Here is a 13763-nt window from a genome sequence, read left to right on the forward strand (position 1 = left end):
GGTTCAATCGTTGCCGAACAGGTCTCGCGTGTAGACCTTGTCGGCGACGTCCTCGAGCTCGGGGACGAGGCGGTTGGCGACGATGACGTCGCTGCGCCGCTTGAGCTCGTCGAGGTCGTGGACGACCTCCGAGCCGTAGAACCGGTCCTCGTGCAGCTCGGGCTCGTAGACGACGACCTCGATGCCCTTGGCCTTGACCCGCTTCATCACGCCCTGGACGCTGCTGCTGCGGAAGTTGTCGGAGCCGGCCTTCATGATCAGCCGGTGGATGCCGACCACCTTGGGCCCGCGGGCCACGATGTCGGCGGCCACGAAGTCCTTGCGGGTGGTGTTGGCGTCGACGATCGCGCTGATGAGGGTCTGCGGCACATCGGCGTAGTTGGCCAGGAGCTGCTTGGTGTCCTTGGGCAGGCAGTAGCCGCCGTAGCCGAAGGACGGGTTGTTGTAGTGCCCGCCGATGCGGGGGTCGAGGCCGACGCCGTCGATGATCTGGCGGGTGTCGAGGTCGTGGGTGGCGGCGTAGGTGTCGAGCTCGTTGAAGAACGCCACGCGCATCGCCAGGTAGGTGTTGGCGAACAGCTTGATGGCCTCGGCCTCGGTGCTGTCGGTGAGCAGCACGGGCACGTCGGGGTCGAGGGACGCCTGCGCGAGCAGGCTCGCGAAGCGCTCGCCGCGCGGGCCCCGGTCGCCGACGATGATCCGCGAGGGGTGCAGGTTGTCGTGCAGGGCGCGGCCCTCGCGCAGGAACTCCGGGGAGAAGATGACGTTCTCGGTGCCCAGCCGGCGGCGCAGGCCCGCGGTGAAGCCGACGGGGATGGTCGACTTGATGACCGCGGTGGCCTCGGGGTTGATCGCCATGACGTCGCCGACGACCTGCTCGACCGTGCTGGTGTCGAAGTAGTTGGTGCGCTCGTCGTAGTTCGTCGGGGTGGCGACGACGACGAACTCGGCGCCGGTGTAGGCCTCGGTCTTGTCGGAGGTCGTGGTGAGGCGCAGGTCGTGCGTGGCCAGGCGCTCCTCGATGTCCGGGTCGGAGATCGGGCTGTGCTTGTCCCGGATCAGCTCGAGGCGTCGCTCGTCGATGTCGTAGGAGACGACGTCGTGGTGCTCGGCCAGGAGGACGGCGAGGGAGAGCCCGACGTACGACGTGCCGACGACGGTGATGTGTCCGGTCATGGGGACAGCCTAGGGAGGGAGCGGGTGGGCGAGGTCCCCGGGAGAGGCCGTACGGTGGGAGCCACTGCCGACGAGAGGACGCCCCACGCATGAAGTTCGGACTGTTCATCCCCCAGGGCTGGCGCCACGACCTCGTCGGCATCGACCCCGACCAGCACTGGGGCGTCATGGCCGGGCTCGCGCGCCGCGCCGACGCGAACCACGACTGGTCCTCGATCTGGGTCTATGACCACTTCCACCCGGTCCCGCACCCCACCGAGGAGGCCGTCCACGAGGCGTGGACCCTGATGGCCGCCTTCGCCGGGGTCACCGGCCGGGTCCGCCTGGGCCAGATGTGCACGTGCATGGCCTACCGGAACCCCGCGTACCTCGCGAAGGTCGCGGCGACCGTCGACATCGTGTCGGAGGGTCGTCTCGAGATGGGCATCGGCGCCGGCTGGTACGAGCACGAGTGGCGGGCCTACGGCTACGGGTTCCCTCGGGCCGGCGAGCGCCTCGCGATGCTGCGCGAGGGTGTCGACGTCATGCGCCAGATGTGGACGACCGGTCGCGCCACCCTCGACGGTGAGCACTACCAGGTCGACGGCGCGCTGTGCTTCCCCCAGCCGCTCCAGGGCACCTCGCTGCCCGGCAGCAGCGGCAACGGGATCCCGATGTGGGTCGCCGGTGGCGGCGAGAAGAAGACGCTGCGCATCGCCGCCGAGTACGCCGACTACACCAACTTCGACGGGTCGCCCGAGGGCTTCGACGCCAAGAGCGCGATCCTCGAGCAGCACTGCCGCGACATCGGGCGCGACTTCGGGGAGATCGTCCGCAGCGCCAACTACAACGTCGTCATCGGCCGCGACGAGCGCGAGGTCCGTGACCGCCTCGGCCTGATCCGCGACCGCCTGCTCGGCGCGGGCGTGCCGGAGGCGAAGGTCGACGACACGATCAACACGTACGGGACCGGCCCGCTCGTGGGCACCCCCGAGCAGCTCGTCGAGCGGCTCCACGACCTCGAGAAGCGTGGCATGACCTACGCCATCACCAACTTCGCCGAGCAGGCGTACGACCTGTCCGGCGTCGAGCTGTTCGAGCGGGCCGTCGTCCCCGAGCTCGTGGACCGCGAGGAGCACGGCCACCTCTGGCACCTCCTCACCGGGCGGTAGTCGGGTGGGTTCGTCGGTCTGGGGAGTCCTCGTCGTGCCCTTCGCGGCGGCAGCCGTGCTGCTCGTGGTCGCAGGGGCGCCGAAGGTCCTCGACCCCGGCGACCTGCATCGGGCCGTTCGATCCGTCGGGATGCCGGTGGGCCGCAGCGTGGTTCGGCTCTTCGCCGTGGTCGAGGTCGTGGTGGGGCTGGGCGCCCTGGTGGTCCCGGGGCGGCTGGGCGGTGCGCTGGTGGGGCTGCTCTACGGCGGGTTCACGGTCTTCGTCGTGGTCGCGCTGCGCCGCGGTGGCGTGCTCTCGAGCTGTGGCTGCTTCGGCAAGGCCGACACCCCGCCGACGTGGGCGCACGCCGTCCTCACGGGTGCGGCCTCGGTGGTCGGGTTCGCCGTGGCCCTGGTGCCGCCCGCTGACGCCTGGGCGTCCCTGACGGCCGGGTCCGCGGTGGGTGTCGTGGCACTGGTGGCGCTCGTGGGCTTCCTCGCGTGGCAGGTGATGGCGGTGCTGCCGTCGGTCGACCCGCGCGCCGTCCGCAGCGGGACGAGGGGCTGACGTGGTCTGGGTCGTCGTCGCCGAAGGCGTTGCCATCGCGCTGTTGGGCGTGCTCGTCCTCGGGCTGCTGCGCAGCCACGCCCTCATCCTCAAGGCGCTGCACGAGCTGGGCGCCGGGCTCGACCTCGAGAAGGAGGCCGCCGAGGCCGGGCACGACCCGCACGGCGGTGGCTCCGGCACCGGACCGGTGGCCGTGCAGATCGAGCCTGGGGTCGTCGCCGGGACGCGCACCGAGTCCTCGACCGCGCACGACGTCATCGGCGAGGACCTCACCGGGCAGCACAGCGTCGTCGCGCTGGCGTCGCGCGGCGGCCCCACGACCCTCCTGGCCTTCCTCACCTCGGGGTGCAGTGTCTGCCTGACCTTCTGGCAGGAGCTCGGCCCCGACACCGCCACGCCCGCCGACGCGCAGCTCGTCATCGTGGCCAAGGGCCGTCCCGACGAGTCACCGGCCACGCTGGCCAAGCTGGCCCGGCCCGGGGTGCGCGTCGTCGCGTCCGGAGCCGCGTGGGCCGACTACGACATCCCCGGCTCGCCGTACTTCGTCCTCGTCGAGGACGGCCAGGTCACCGGCGAGGGCTCGGCGACGTCCTGGCCCGCGGTGCGCGACCTCCTCGCGCAGGCGGTCGAGGAGACCGCCCACGCGCGTGAGCTGGCCGGTCGGCTCGACCCCGGTGGCCGTGACGACCTGAACCGGATCGACGCCGAGCTGCACGCGGCCGGCATCCACCCGGGCCACCAGAGCCTGCACACCCCGCCGGACCCGGACGAGGCCCGGGAGCCGCGCCCGTGACGGCACTGGCCGTGGTCCTCGCCATCGGGCTGCCGATGGCGGTGCTCGCCGCCGTCCGTGCCACGTGGTCGCCTTGAGGCCACTCGATGCTCTCGAGCATCAGCCCGTTCGGTGAGCGGGCCCGCGCCTCCCGGTGGTGGCTGACCACCACCGCGTACGTCGTCTCCTCCACCCTCGGCGGGCTCGTCCTCGGGCTGCTGGCGTCCTCCCTCGGCTCGCTGGTGCCCGAGCGGTGGCGGTGGTCGACCGGTGCCTTCCTCGTGGCGGCGGTGCTGCTGCTCGTCGGGCTGGCCCTCGACCTCCGGCTGGGCGGGCTGTCGCTGCCGTCGTGGCGGCGCCAGGTCGACGAGGCGTGGATCGGGCACTACCGCGGCTGGGTCGTGGGGGTCGGGTTCGGGGCGCAGCTCGGCTTCGGGGTCGTCACGATCGTCACGAGCTCGACGACCTACGCGGTGATCGTGCTCGCGGGCCTGTCGGGGACGCCCTGGGCGGGGGCGCTGCTGGGGGCGGTGTTCGGGCTGGTCAGGGCGCTGCCCCTCGTGCTGATGGCCGGGGTCGACACGCGCGAGCGGCTGTGGTCGGCGCTGCGACACGTCGAGCTCAGGGCGCGTGCGGCGGACACGTTGTCTAGGGTGGGGCTGGCGACGGGTTCCCTGGCCCTCGCGGTGGCGGCTGTGATCGGAGTGGCATGAGGCGGAGCGGTTTCGGGATCTCCGTCGACGTCCCCTCGGGCTGGACCTCGGCCATCGTGCGCCGTCCCGTCCCCCCGGAGACCGCGCCGGCGCCGCCCCCTGAGGCCCGTGGGCTCGCTCCCGCGGCGCCCGCCGAGCCGGGGGAGCGAACCCTTCCCGTGGTCCACGTGTGCACGCGTCCGCTGCCGACGGCGGTCGGGGACTTCGGCTCGGGCGTCATCGAGCTGCTCACCCCGGAGGACGTATTCGTCTCGCTCGTCGAGTACGGGTCGGACCTCGCGGGGTTCGGGCTCTTCGAGCGCCAGGGCTGGCCACGGTTGGCGCCGTCGCAGTTCTCCCCGAACCGGATGTTCCGCGAGGTCCCGGGTCGAAGCGGGAGCCAGCACTTCTTCAGCGTCGGGGGCCGGGCGTTCTGCCTGTTCACCGTCGTCGGCAGCCACAGTCGCCGGATGGCGACCGTGCCGCGGGCCGCGGGAGTGGTCCGCTCGCTGGCGGTCGAGCCGGCCTCGGTGATGGCGCGGCGTGGGGTGGTCGTGTGAGCGCTCCGCCGGTGTCGTCGTCCGCCCTCGACGAGGTCCTGACGCGTCCTTCCGGGCTGGTGCGTCTCGTCGACCGCCTGTCGCGAGGTCGCCGGGTCGGTCGGCGCGGCGTCCTCGTGGGTGCTGCGGTCGCGGGGTCGGCGCTGGTCACCGACCCCAAGGCGTACGCGCTGCGACCCCAGTCGGCCTACGCGACGATCTGCGGGCCCGGCAACACGGCGGCGAGCGGCTGGACGGTCTTCTGCGCCACCATCAACAAGGGCCTGAACGGGTGCCCTCCGGGGAGCTTCACGGCGGGGTGGTGGAAGGCTGCCGACTCCACGTGGTGCGGCGGCGGGTACCGCTACATCGTCGACTGCAACGCCCAGTGCACGAAGTGCAGCACCGGCTGCTCGGACCACATCTGTGACAACAAGTGCTGGAACTGCTCGTGCGGCACCGGCTCGTCGGCGACGTGTGACCGCCGCAAGGTGTGCTGCAACGCGTTCCGCTACGGGCAGTGCAACACGCAGGTGAAGTGCAGCGGCGGAGTCCACTGCCGGGTGGTGTCGTGCGTGCCGCCCTACCAGTGGGACAGCTGCTCGACGACGTCGTTCCGCAGTGACGCCACGGCCAACCACAGCTCGCCCTACCTGCCGCAGTGGGGCCCGATGGAGAAGCTGTACACCCAGATGGGCGGACAGGGCTCCTACCTCAAGGGCTCGACGGGCCCGATCAAGGCCGTCAGCGACGGTCGCGGCAAGTACGTCAACTACCAGGGCGGCCGGATCTGGTGGTCGGCCGCGACGGGGGCCTCGGCGATGTCGTCGGGCCTGCTCACCGCGTACGCGAAGGTCGGCGGCCCGAGCATCATCGGCTACCCCAAGGGCGCCCAGCTCAACGGCCTGCGTGACGGCGGCTGGATGCAGCTGTTCGAGAAGGGCTGCATCACCGACAGCCTGTCGACCTTCACCCAGGCCGTGTTCGGCTACCGGTGGACCATGTGGGTCGCCGCCGGCCGCGAGGACGGGCCCCTCGGGTACCCCGTCGCCGCGATGCAGAACTTCCCGGTGGACGGTGACGGGTGGATCCAGCTCTTCCAGGGCGGGTGCACGATCGTCGGGCGGACGACGCCGCGCGCCGTGGTCCACACCCAGGTCTGGACCGCGTGGCAGGACCAGGGTCGCGAGGGTGGAGCCCTGGGCTTCCCGACCCAGGACCGTCAGGCCCTGGCCCGTGGGTACGCACAGCGGTTCCAGCGGGGCGGGTTCTGGGGGCTCACCGACCAGCCGGCGTTCGCCGTGCGCGGCCCGGTCCTCACCCAGTGGGAGACCGCCGGCGGGGTGGACGGCAGCTACGGCTACCCCACGTCCCACGTCGTCGACAACGGCGACGGGACCTTCACGGGCACGTTCGAGGGCGGCACCATCACCGCGTGAGCGCGTCCTCGTGTCAGGCGACGTCGGTGTCGTCCGGGGGCGGGATGTCGCTGCCCCAGCCGAGGAGGGGCGGTGGTCGGGTGCGGTACGTGCGGCCCAACGGCGTCCGCACCACGACCTCGCGCAGGCCTTCCGCGGTGATGGCGGTGTCCCAGCCGGGGGCTTCCTTGGTGAGGTTGCAGCGGGCGCACTTGCCGTTGCCAGTGGTGTAGTCCGTGGCGCCGCCGTCCCGGGAGCGCGTGGCGTGGTCGGCGTGGGCGATCGCGGCTCCGCACCACGGGGTCGTGCACAGGTCGTCACGCAGGATCAGCATGCGGCGCAGGAGTCCGGTGAAGGTGCGGCGGCGGGAGTCCATGCCGGCCAGGTCGCGACCGTCGGGGGTGGTGTAGAGCCGGCGCAGCCACACGGTCGCCTCGTCATCGGTGGCCGGGTGGGGGCCGCGCAACCACCAGCGGGCGACGGGGGCCGGGACGGGCCCGATGCCGGGGACACGGGCTGGTTCCATGACGGACCGATCGGGGTCGCCGGTGCCGAGCAGGGTGCGGTCGGTCATCACCAGGTGCACCTCCACGGGCTGCACCTGGCCCACGGCGCGCCCGGACAGGGTGGCCAGGGCGGTGTCGGCGGCGACCGCGCCGATCCCGCGGCCGCCGTGGGGCTCGTCCTCACGTCCCGCCACCACCGACCGGGCCCTCGCCTGCAGCGCGGCGTGGGCGCCGGCGACCTCGACCATCGGCCCGAGCACGGTCAGGTAGCCCATCCCGTCGGCCGCCGCCCGCACGCTGACCCGGCGGGAGCGGACCGCAGCCTCCATCCGGGCGATGACGGCAGCCGCGTCGAGCTCGGCGGCGACCCGGCGGGCGGCCGCGTCGGCCGCCTTCACCCCGAGGCCGCCCAGCAGTGGTCCGACGCGGTCGTCGAGGGCGGTCCGGTCCGCAGGCCGGGTCAGCACCGAGGACGACTCGACCACCTTCACCGCGTGCATCTCCGTGCACACCCCGGAGGTCAACGCCGCCATCGTCTGGGGCAGGTCGTGCACCAACGCCCGCGCCACCCGCACGAACCGGTCCCCACAGGGCGGGGACTCACGCCGCGCCAACGCCACCTCGGAGCCCACCGAGCGGGCCGCGTCCTGCGGCGCCGAGACTTCCCGGGACAGCCGCACCGCATCCACGAGCCGCGCCTGCGTGGCCGAACACGCCCCCTTCACCCGCTCCAGCTCCGCGACCAGGTCGATCCCGCCGGCCGACACCGGACACCCGCCGGCGACCATGCCTGTGGACAACCCCCACGAGGCGCCACCTGTGGACGACCGACCGCCGGGCCGGCGTGAACCCTCAGCGACCCGGCCGGAGGCGTCGAGTGCCGTCGGACCCGCGGACCGTGAGGTCCATCGCGTCGAGCCGCTCGAGCAGCGCCACGGCAGCCCGCCGCGACGTCCCCAGCGTCCGGGCCGCGTCGCCGGGACCGAACCCGTCGGACAACGTCGCCAGCACCGGGACAGCGTGTTCCACCGCGTCCCCGGCGAGGACCGCGCCGCCCGTCCGCAGCACCAGACCGGACCGCTCGGCCTCGGCCAGCACGCCCGGCGTCAGCGCGGCATCGGCGAGCAGCTCGGCCGGTGCCGCGCCGAAGGGGTGGTCCGCGAACCACGCCGCCAGGGTCACCAGGGCGCTGGATGCAGAAGCCTCGATGGCGACGGGTCTCGGATGCGCGGCCGGTCCCGTGTCGCCGGGAGGACGCGTCCCCACCAGCTCGGCCGCACGGCGGTCCGCGTCCCCGCGCCGGGCGAACGGCGGGGGATCGAGCGCGAGCACGTCGGCCCCGGCGAGGACCTCGTGCGCCCCCGGGTCGCGCAGCAGCAGCCGGTCGCCCACCACCAGCGGCAGCAACGCCGCCCCGGGCGACCCGACGAGGGTGAGCCGCGCGTGCCCGTCACCGAGCGGCCGGATCCGCACCGGGGCCGTCGTGGTCCCCACGTGGAGCACGGCCTGCGACGGCCGGCGCGTGACCAGGGGATGCAGCGCCACGTCCACCACGCCGACAGCACCCACCGAACCCGGCGTCGTGAGCCGGCTCCCTCGGGGAGCGGCCGAGGTCGGCACCGCGCGAAGGTTCACCGCGAGCCGGGTCGGGCCGCGCGCCTCCGCCACGGCCTCACCGTGGACCTGCAGCCCCCTGACCACGACCCGCGAACCGCCCACCTCGAGCGTGTCGCCCGCCCGCACCGTCCCGGTCGGCAGCGTCCCCGTGACGACGGTCCCTGACCCGACCACGCTGAACGACCGGTCGACCCAGAACCGCACCGGCGCAGCAGGATCCACGGCAGGAGCCGCCGCCACCAGGGCCAGCAGCGCCGACCGCACGTCGTCGAGGCCGACCCCCGTCCGCGCCGATGCCACCGCCGTCGCGAGCGGTGTGATGCCGTGCCCCACCAACCGCGACAGCGTGTCGGCGAGGACCGGGTTCCCCTCCGCCAGATCCCCTTTCGTCACCACCACCGCCACCCGGGACACCCCGAGGGCGCGCATCGCGGCGACGTGCTCCTCGGTCTGCGCCGACCACCCCTCGTCGGCAGCGACCACGAGCAGCACCAACGCCGCCGGACCGATCCCCGCGATCGTCGTCCCCACCAGACGGTCGTGACCAGGGACGTCGACGAGCGCGATCCTGGTGTCCCCGAGCGAGACCCACGCGTGCCCCAGCTCGATCGTCATGCCCCGCCGGCGTTCCTCCGGAAGCCGGTCCGGGTCGGTTCCGGTCAGCGCACGGACCAGCCCGGACTTGCCGTGGTCGACGTGCCCCGCCGTCGCGACGACCGCCATGTCAGCGACCGCGCGACCCGACCACCGCGGCGAGCACGGCCGAGACCACGACGTCGTCGTCCTCCCCGGCCAGCGCGCGGAGGTCGAGCAGCGCCCGCCCCTCGTGCACCCGCGCGAGCACCGCCGGATCCCCAGCACGCAGCGCGTCGGCCACGGAGGAGGGCAGCGACACCGCCCAGCCCGCCAGCACCACACCCGGCGCCGACCCGCCGCCCACGCGTCCCTCCGACGCCACGACCTCGGCCACCACCCCGCCCGACGCCAGGGCCGCGACCATCCGCTCGCACCGACCCCGCAGACCAGCCGCAGAAGAGGCCACCGCCGCCGGCGCAGGAGGCAGCGGCCCCCGCAGCGTCGCCTCCAGGGCCGCCAGCGTGGTCTTCCCGGGACGCAGCGCACGCGCCAGCGGGTGCCGCCGCATCCGCTCCACGACGTCGCGTCGCCCCAGCACGATCCCCGCCTGCGGGCCGCCGAGCAGCTTGTCCCCGCTGAACGTCACCACCGCGGCCCCGTCTCGCAGCGAGGACGTCGCGTCCGGCTCGTCGGGGAGGAGGGGGTGCGGGCGCAACAGCCCGCTGCCGAGGTCGTGGACGACCGGCACCCCGAGCCCCGCCAGCTCGCGCACCGGCACCTCCCGGGTGAACCCGTCGACCGTGAAGTTGCTCGGGTGCACCTTGAGCACGGCCCCCGTCGCAGGCGACACCGCGGAGGCGTAGTCCCGCAGGTGCGTCCGGTTCGTCGTCCCCACCTCGCGCACCCGCACCCCGGCCGACTCGACGAGCTCGTGGAGGCGGAACCCGTCGCCGATCTCCACCATCTCGCCCCGGCTCACGAGCACCTCGCCCCCCGACGCCAGCGCGGTCGTGGCGAGCACCAGCGCGGCCGCCCCGTTGTTGACGACGAGCGCCGCCTCGGCGGCAGGGACCTCGGCCAGCAGCGCCTCGACCACCCCCGGCGCCCGAAGCCCCCGACGACCGGAGGCGAGGTCCAGCTCGATGTCGACCGTCCCCGCCGCTGCGACCATCGCCTCGACCGCGGCCTGCGACAACGGTGCCCGCCCCAGGTTGGTGTGGAGGACGACCCCGGTCGCGTTGAGGACGCGCCGCAGCGACGTGGCCCGCGGCGGCAGCCCTGCCACCACCGCGGCCACCGCACCACCAGGCGACAACGCCCCCGACCGCACCAGGTCGAGGACCTCCGACACCACCGGCCGCACGACCCCCGCGCCCAGCCGCGCGACGGCGGCCGCGACCAGCGGGTCGGCCAGCACGACGTCCGTGCGGGGCACGCTCCGGCGCGGGTCGGCGGACTGCGGCTCCTGCGGCACCGGACCTCCTCGTAGGCTGGCGGAGGCGGACGGGAATCGAACCCGCCAAGCCGAGGTGCTCGGCTTCACCGGTGTTGAAGACCGGGGGGGCCACCAGGCCCCGGACGCCTCCGTCCGCGAGGCTAGCGGAGCGAGCAGGAAGGAGCGCGTGGTGGTCCGGATGACGCAGCACGCCCGAGGTGGTGGGTGCGCCTGCAAGGTGCCGCCCGGCGAGCTCGAGGCGCTCCTCGCCGGCATCGACCTGCCCGGCCACCCCGACCTCCTCGTCGGCGCCGACACCGGGGACGACGCGGCGGTCGTCCGCATCGACGCCGACCGCGCCGTCATCAGCACCACCGACTTCTTCACGCCGGTCGTCGACGACCCCTACGACTGGGGCCGCATCGCCGCCGCCAACGCCCTGTCCGACGTCTGGGCGATGGGCGGGGAGCCGGTCCTCGCGGTCAACCTCGTCGGCTGGCCCCGCGAGGTCCTGCCGATGGACCTGCTCGCCGACGTCCTGCGCGGCGGCGCCGACATCGCCCGCGAGGCCGGTTGCGCGGTCGCCGGCGGGCACACCGTCGACAGCGCCGAGCCGTTCTACGGCATGGCCGTCACCGGCTTCGCCCACCCCGACCGGCTCCTGCGCAAGGACGCGGCCGAGCCCGGGCTGCCCCTCACCCTCACCAAGCCGCTCGGCATCGGCGTCCTCAACACCCGGCACATGCGCACCGGCGAGGTCTTCCCCCACGCCGTCGCCGCGATGACGACCCTCAACCGCCCCGCGGCCCGCGCCGCGGTCGCCGGGGGAGCGAAGGCCGCCACCGACGTCACCGGCTTCGGCCTCCTGGGCCACCTGCGCTCGATGCTGCGGGCGTCCGGTGTCGGCGCCCGGCTCGACGCCCGGGCCGTTCCCCTCCTCGACGGCGCCCGCGAGGCGGTCCGCGAGGGGTTCGTCAGCGGCGGCACCCGCCGCAACCTGGACTGGGTCCGCCCCCACCTCGACCTCGCCGACGACCTCACCGAGGACGACCTGCTCCTCCTCGCCGACGCGCAGACGAGCGGCGGCCTCCTCGTCGTCGGGGAGGTGCCCGGCGGCGTCGTCATCGGGGAGACCGTGGCCGGCGGGCCCCGGATCCGTGTGACGTCCGACAAGGCGGCGCGGCCCACCCTCTACCCATCGGTAACCTGAGCACCATGAGTGGCAACCCCGACTTCGACACCTACCGCCTCTCCGAGGACCACGAGGCGATCCGCGAGGCCGTGCGTGCCGTCGCCGAGAACAAGATCGCCCCGCACGCCGCCGCGGTCGACGAGGAGGCGCGCTACCCGCAGGAGGCGCACGACGCCCTCGTCGCCAGCGACTTCTTCGCCCCGCACGTCGGCGAGGAGTACGGCGGGGTCGGCGCCGACGCGCTGGCCGTCTGCATCGTCATCGAGGAGGTGGCGCGGGTCTGTGCCTCGTCCTCGCTCATCCCCGCGGTGAACAAGCTCGGGTCGATGCCGCTCGTCCTCGCCGCCAGCGACGACGTCAAGCGCCGCTACCTCACCCCCCTCGCCGCGGGCGAGTCGACCTTCTCGTACGGCCTCTCCGAGCGTGAGGCCGGCTCGGACACCGCCGCGATGAAGAGCCGCGCCGTCCGCGACGGCGACGACTGGGTGCTCTCGGGCCAGAAGTCGTGGATCACCAACGCCGGTGTCTCCGACTACTACACGGTCCTGGCCGTCACCGACCCCGACGGGGCGCGCGGCAACAACATCACCGCCTTCGTCGTCGAGAAGTCCGACGAGGGGTTCACCTTCGGCGAGAAGGAGCGCAAGCTCGGCATCAAGGGCAGCCCCACCCGCGAGCTGCACTTCGACAAGGTCCGCCTCCCCGGCGACCGGGTCGTCGGTGAGGTCGGCGCCGGCCTGAAGATCGCCCTCGCCACCCTCGACCACACCCGCGTCACCATCGGCGCGCAGGCCGTCGGCATCGCCCAGGGTGCGCTCGACCACGCGGTCGCCTACGTCAAGGAGCGCCGCCAGTTCGGCAAGGCCGTCGCCGAGTTCCAGGGCGTGCAGTTCATGCTCGCCGACATGGCGATGGAGCTCGAGGCCGCCCGCCAGATGGTCTACGTCGCCGCCGCCAAGTCCGAGCGGGGCGACGCCGACCTGCCCTTCTTCGGCGCGGCCGCCAAGTGCTACGCCTCCGACGTCGCCATGCGCGTCACCACCGACGCCGTCCAGCTCCTCGGCGGCGCCGGCTACACCCGCGACTTCCCGCTCGAGCGGATGATGCGCGACGCCAAGATCACCCAGATCTACGAGGGCACCAACCAGGTGCAGCGCATCGTCATGGCGCGCCAGCTCCTCAAGGGCTGAGCGCCCCGGCCGCCTAGGGTCGAGGGCGTGGCGTACTTCGAGCGGCTCGACGAGACCAGGTTCCGGGCGACCGAGCACACCGCCGGGGCGTGGCGCACCGACGAGCAGCACATCGCCCCGGCGATCGGGCTCCTCGCGCACGCCGTGACCCGCGACCTCTCGGCCCGCCGGGGCAACGACCTCCTCGTCGGCCGCCTCGCCTACGACATCCTCGGGGTCGTCCCGGTCGCCGAGGTCGAGGTGTCGGTGACCGTGCTGCGCCCCGGGCGCACCATCGAGCTCGTCGAGGCGCGCCTGGCCCACGCCGGCCGTGACGTCGTCGTGCTGCGCGCCTGGCTGCTGCGCCCCGGCGACACCACGGCCATCGCGGGCACGGCTCTGGCGCCCATCCCGACCCCGTACGCCATGGACCCGTGGGACCCCACCGCGCTCTGGCCCGGAGGCTTCATCCGCACCGTCGAGGTGCGCCGCGAGCGCGACGAGCCCGGTCGGGGGCGCTTCTGGGTCCGCACCGAGACCGCCCTCGTCGACGGCGAGGACGTGGCACCGGTCGCGCGCGCGGCCGGGCTGCTCGACATCGCCAACGGGATGGTCGTGCGGGTCCACCCCGACGAGCTGCACTTCCCCAACCTCGACCTCACGGCGCACCTCGTCCGCGCGCCGGAGGGGGAGTGGGTCGGCTTCGACACCACGGTGACGTTCGCGGCGAACGGGCTCGGACTGACGAGCACCGTCCTCCACGACGAGCAGGGGCCGCTCGGCACGCTCGCGCAGGTCCTGACCCTGCGACCGCGCTGACGCCCCCGCGGCCTACTTCTTGCGGATCTCCCCGATGTCGAGGTGGTTCTTCGCGTCGGCCTTGGCGTGCTTGTCGGCCCGCTTCTCCTTGATGGACTTGCCGGCCTTCTTCGCCATGTGTTGTCGGGGTGACTTGTCGGACATGGCTGACTCC

14 protein-coding genes and 1 tRNA gene are annotated in these 13763 nt (G+C 73.6%); 9 read left to right on the forward strand and 6 right to left on the reverse strand.

The annotated features are described in order from the left end of the window. Positions 1-3: 3 nt before the first annotated feature. Positions 4-1176: a nucleotide sugar dehydrogenase gene (locus ACFLFB_RS06025; RefSeq protein ID WP_392544803.1), complete on the reverse strand. Its 1173-nt coding sequence runs from the start codon at positions 1174-1176 to the stop codon at positions 4-6. A gap of 89 nt (positions 1177-1265) precedes the next feature. Between ACFLFB_RS06025 and ACFLFB_RS06030 the strand changes: the two genes are divergently transcribed. The 6 genes from ACFLFB_RS06030 (at position 1266) to ACFLFB_RS06055 (ending at position 6316) form a co-directional block, all read left to right on the forward strand. Next, a complete protein-coding gene (locus tag ACFLFB_RS06030) occupies positions 1266-2327 on the forward strand; it encodes an LLM class F420-dependent oxidoreductase (protein ID WP_392544804.1) in 1062 nt (353 codons plus the stop codon). 4 nt (positions 2328-2331) lie between these two features. Then, positions 2332-2874 carry a MauE/DoxX family redox-associated membrane protein gene (locus tag ACFLFB_RS06035; protein ID WP_392544805.1) on the forward strand — a complete coding sequence of 181 codons (543 nt, stop codon included), beginning with the start codon at positions 2332-2334 and terminating at the stop codon, positions 2872-2874. A gap of 1 nt (position 2875) precedes the next feature. After that, positions 2876-3667, forward strand: coding sequence for a hypothetical protein (locus tag ACFLFB_RS06040; protein ID WP_392544806.1), 792 nt, complete (start codon positions 2876-2878; stop codon positions 3665-3667). Between the two features lie 86 nt (positions 3668-3753). After that, complete coding sequence (locus ACFLFB_RS06045) at positions 3754-4359, forward strand: hypothetical protein (protein ID WP_392544807.1); 606 nt, start codon at positions 3754-3756, stop codon at positions 4357-4359. Further along, a complete protein-coding gene (locus ACFLFB_RS06050; protein WP_392544808.1) occupies positions 4356-4898 on the forward strand; it encodes a hypothetical protein in 543 nt (180 codons plus the stop codon). Before ACFLFB_RS06045 ends, ACFLFB_RS06050 begins: the two co-directional genes overlap by 4 nt. Continuing rightward, positions 4895-6316, forward strand: coding sequence for an LGFP repeat-containing protein (locus ACFLFB_RS06055; RefSeq protein WP_392544809.1), 1422 nt, complete (start codon positions 4895-4897; stop codon positions 6314-6316). The genes ACFLFB_RS06050 and ACFLFB_RS06055 overlap by 4 nt, the downstream gene beginning before the upstream one ends. Before the next feature lie 13 nt (positions 6317-6329). Here ACFLFB_RS06055 and ACFLFB_RS06060 read toward each other — a convergent pair whose 3' ends face one another. The 4 genes from ACFLFB_RS06060 to ACFLFB_RS06075 all read right to left on the reverse strand — a co-directional run bounded on the left by ACFLFB_RS06060 (position 6330) and on the right by ACFLFB_RS06075 (position 10580). After that, complete coding sequence (locus ACFLFB_RS06060; protein ID WP_392545390.1) at positions 6330-7589, reverse strand: DUF222 domain-containing protein; 1260 nt, start codon at positions 7587-7589, stop codon at positions 6330-6332. Between the two features lie 64 nt (positions 7590-7653). Then, a complete protein-coding gene (locus ACFLFB_RS06065; protein ID WP_392544810.1) occupies positions 7654-9141 on the reverse strand; it encodes a SelB C-terminal domain-containing protein in 1488 nt (495 codons plus the stop codon). Between the two features lies 1 nt (position 9142). Further along, positions 9143-10468: an L-seryl-tRNA(Sec) selenium transferase gene (gene selA / locus ACFLFB_RS06070; protein WP_392544811.1), complete on the reverse strand. Its 1326-nt coding sequence runs from the start codon at positions 10466-10468 to the stop codon at positions 9143-9145. Positions 10469-10485: 17 nt separating this feature from the next. Continuing rightward, positions 10486-10580: transfer RNA gene (locus ACFLFB_RS06075), tRNA-Sec, on the reverse strand. Positions 10581-10628: 48 nt separating this feature from the next. Between ACFLFB_RS06075 and selD the strand changes: the two genes are divergently transcribed. The 3 genes from selD to ACFLFB_RS06090 are packed head-to-tail and all read left to right on the forward strand — an operon-like array spanning position 10629 to position 13609. Continuing rightward, on the forward strand, positions 10629-11639 hold the full coding sequence (selD, locus tag ACFLFB_RS06080) for a selenide, water dikinase SelD (RefSeq protein ID WP_392544812.1): 1011 nt from the start codon (positions 10629-10631) through the stop codon (positions 11637-11639). 5 nt (positions 11640-11644) lie between these two features. After that, positions 11645-12811 carry an acyl-CoA dehydrogenase family protein gene (locus tag ACFLFB_RS06085; protein ID WP_392544813.1) on the forward strand — a complete coding sequence of 389 codons (1167 nt, stop codon included), beginning with the start codon at positions 11645-11647 and terminating at the stop codon, positions 12809-12811. Between the two features lie 27 nt (positions 12812-12838). Next, positions 12839-13609, forward strand: coding sequence for a thioesterase family protein (locus ACFLFB_RS06090; protein WP_392544814.1), 771 nt, complete (start codon positions 12839-12841; stop codon positions 13607-13609). Positions 13610-13621: 12 nt separating this feature from the next. Here ACFLFB_RS06090 and ACFLFB_RS06095 read toward each other — a convergent pair whose 3' ends face one another. Continuing rightward, the gene (locus ACFLFB_RS06095; protein ID WP_392544815.1) at positions 13622-13753 is read right to left on the reverse strand and encodes a hypothetical protein; all 132 of its coding nucleotides are present in this window, start codon (positions 13751-13753) and stop codon (positions 13622-13624) included. Positions 13754-13763 lie beyond the last annotated feature (10 nt).

Source organism: Oryzobacter telluris (assembly GCF_043099285.1).
Classification (GTDB): Bacteria; Actinomycetota; Actinomycetes; order Actinomycetales; family Dermatophilaceae; genus Oryzobacter; species Oryzobacter telluris.

Bases quoted from the DNA above. Each gene is read 5' to 3' on its own strand.
- ACFLFB_RS06025 (WP_392544803.1), bottom strand. From the start codon at position 1,176: ATGACCGGACACATCACCGTCGTCGGCACGTCGTACGTCGGGCTCTCC.
- ACFLFB_RS06030 (WP_392544804.1), top strand. From the start codon at position 1,266: ATGAAGTTCGGACTGTTCATCCCCCAGGGCTGGCGCCACGACCTCGTC.
- ACFLFB_RS06045 (WP_392544807.1), top strand. From the start codon at position 3,754: ATGCTCTCGAGCATCAGCCCGTTCGGTGAGCGGGCCCGCGCCTCCCGG.
- ACFLFB_RS06050 (WP_392544808.1), top strand. From the start codon at position 4,356: ATGAGGCGGAGCGGTTTCGGGATCTCCGTCGACGTCCCCTCGGGCTGG.
- ACFLFB_RS06060 (WP_392545390.1), bottom strand. From the start codon at position 7,589: ATGGTCGCCGGCGGGTGTCCGGTGTCGGCCGGCGGGATCGACCTGGTC.
- ACFLFB_RS06065 (WP_392544810.1), bottom strand. From the start codon at position 9,141: ATGGCGGTCGTCGCGACGGCGGGGCACGTCGACCACGGCAAGTCCGGG.
- selD (WP_392544812.1), top strand. From the start codon at position 10,629: ATGACGCAGCACGCCCGAGGTGGTGGGTGCGCCTGCAAGGTGCCGCCC.
- ACFLFB_RS06085 (WP_392544813.1), top strand. From the start codon at position 11,645: ATGAGTGGCAACCCCGACTTCGACACCTACCGCCTCTCCGAGGACCAC.
- ACFLFB_RS06095 (WP_392544815.1), bottom strand. From the start codon at position 13,753: ATGTCCGACAAGTCACCCCGACAACACATGGCGAAGAAGGCCGGCAAG.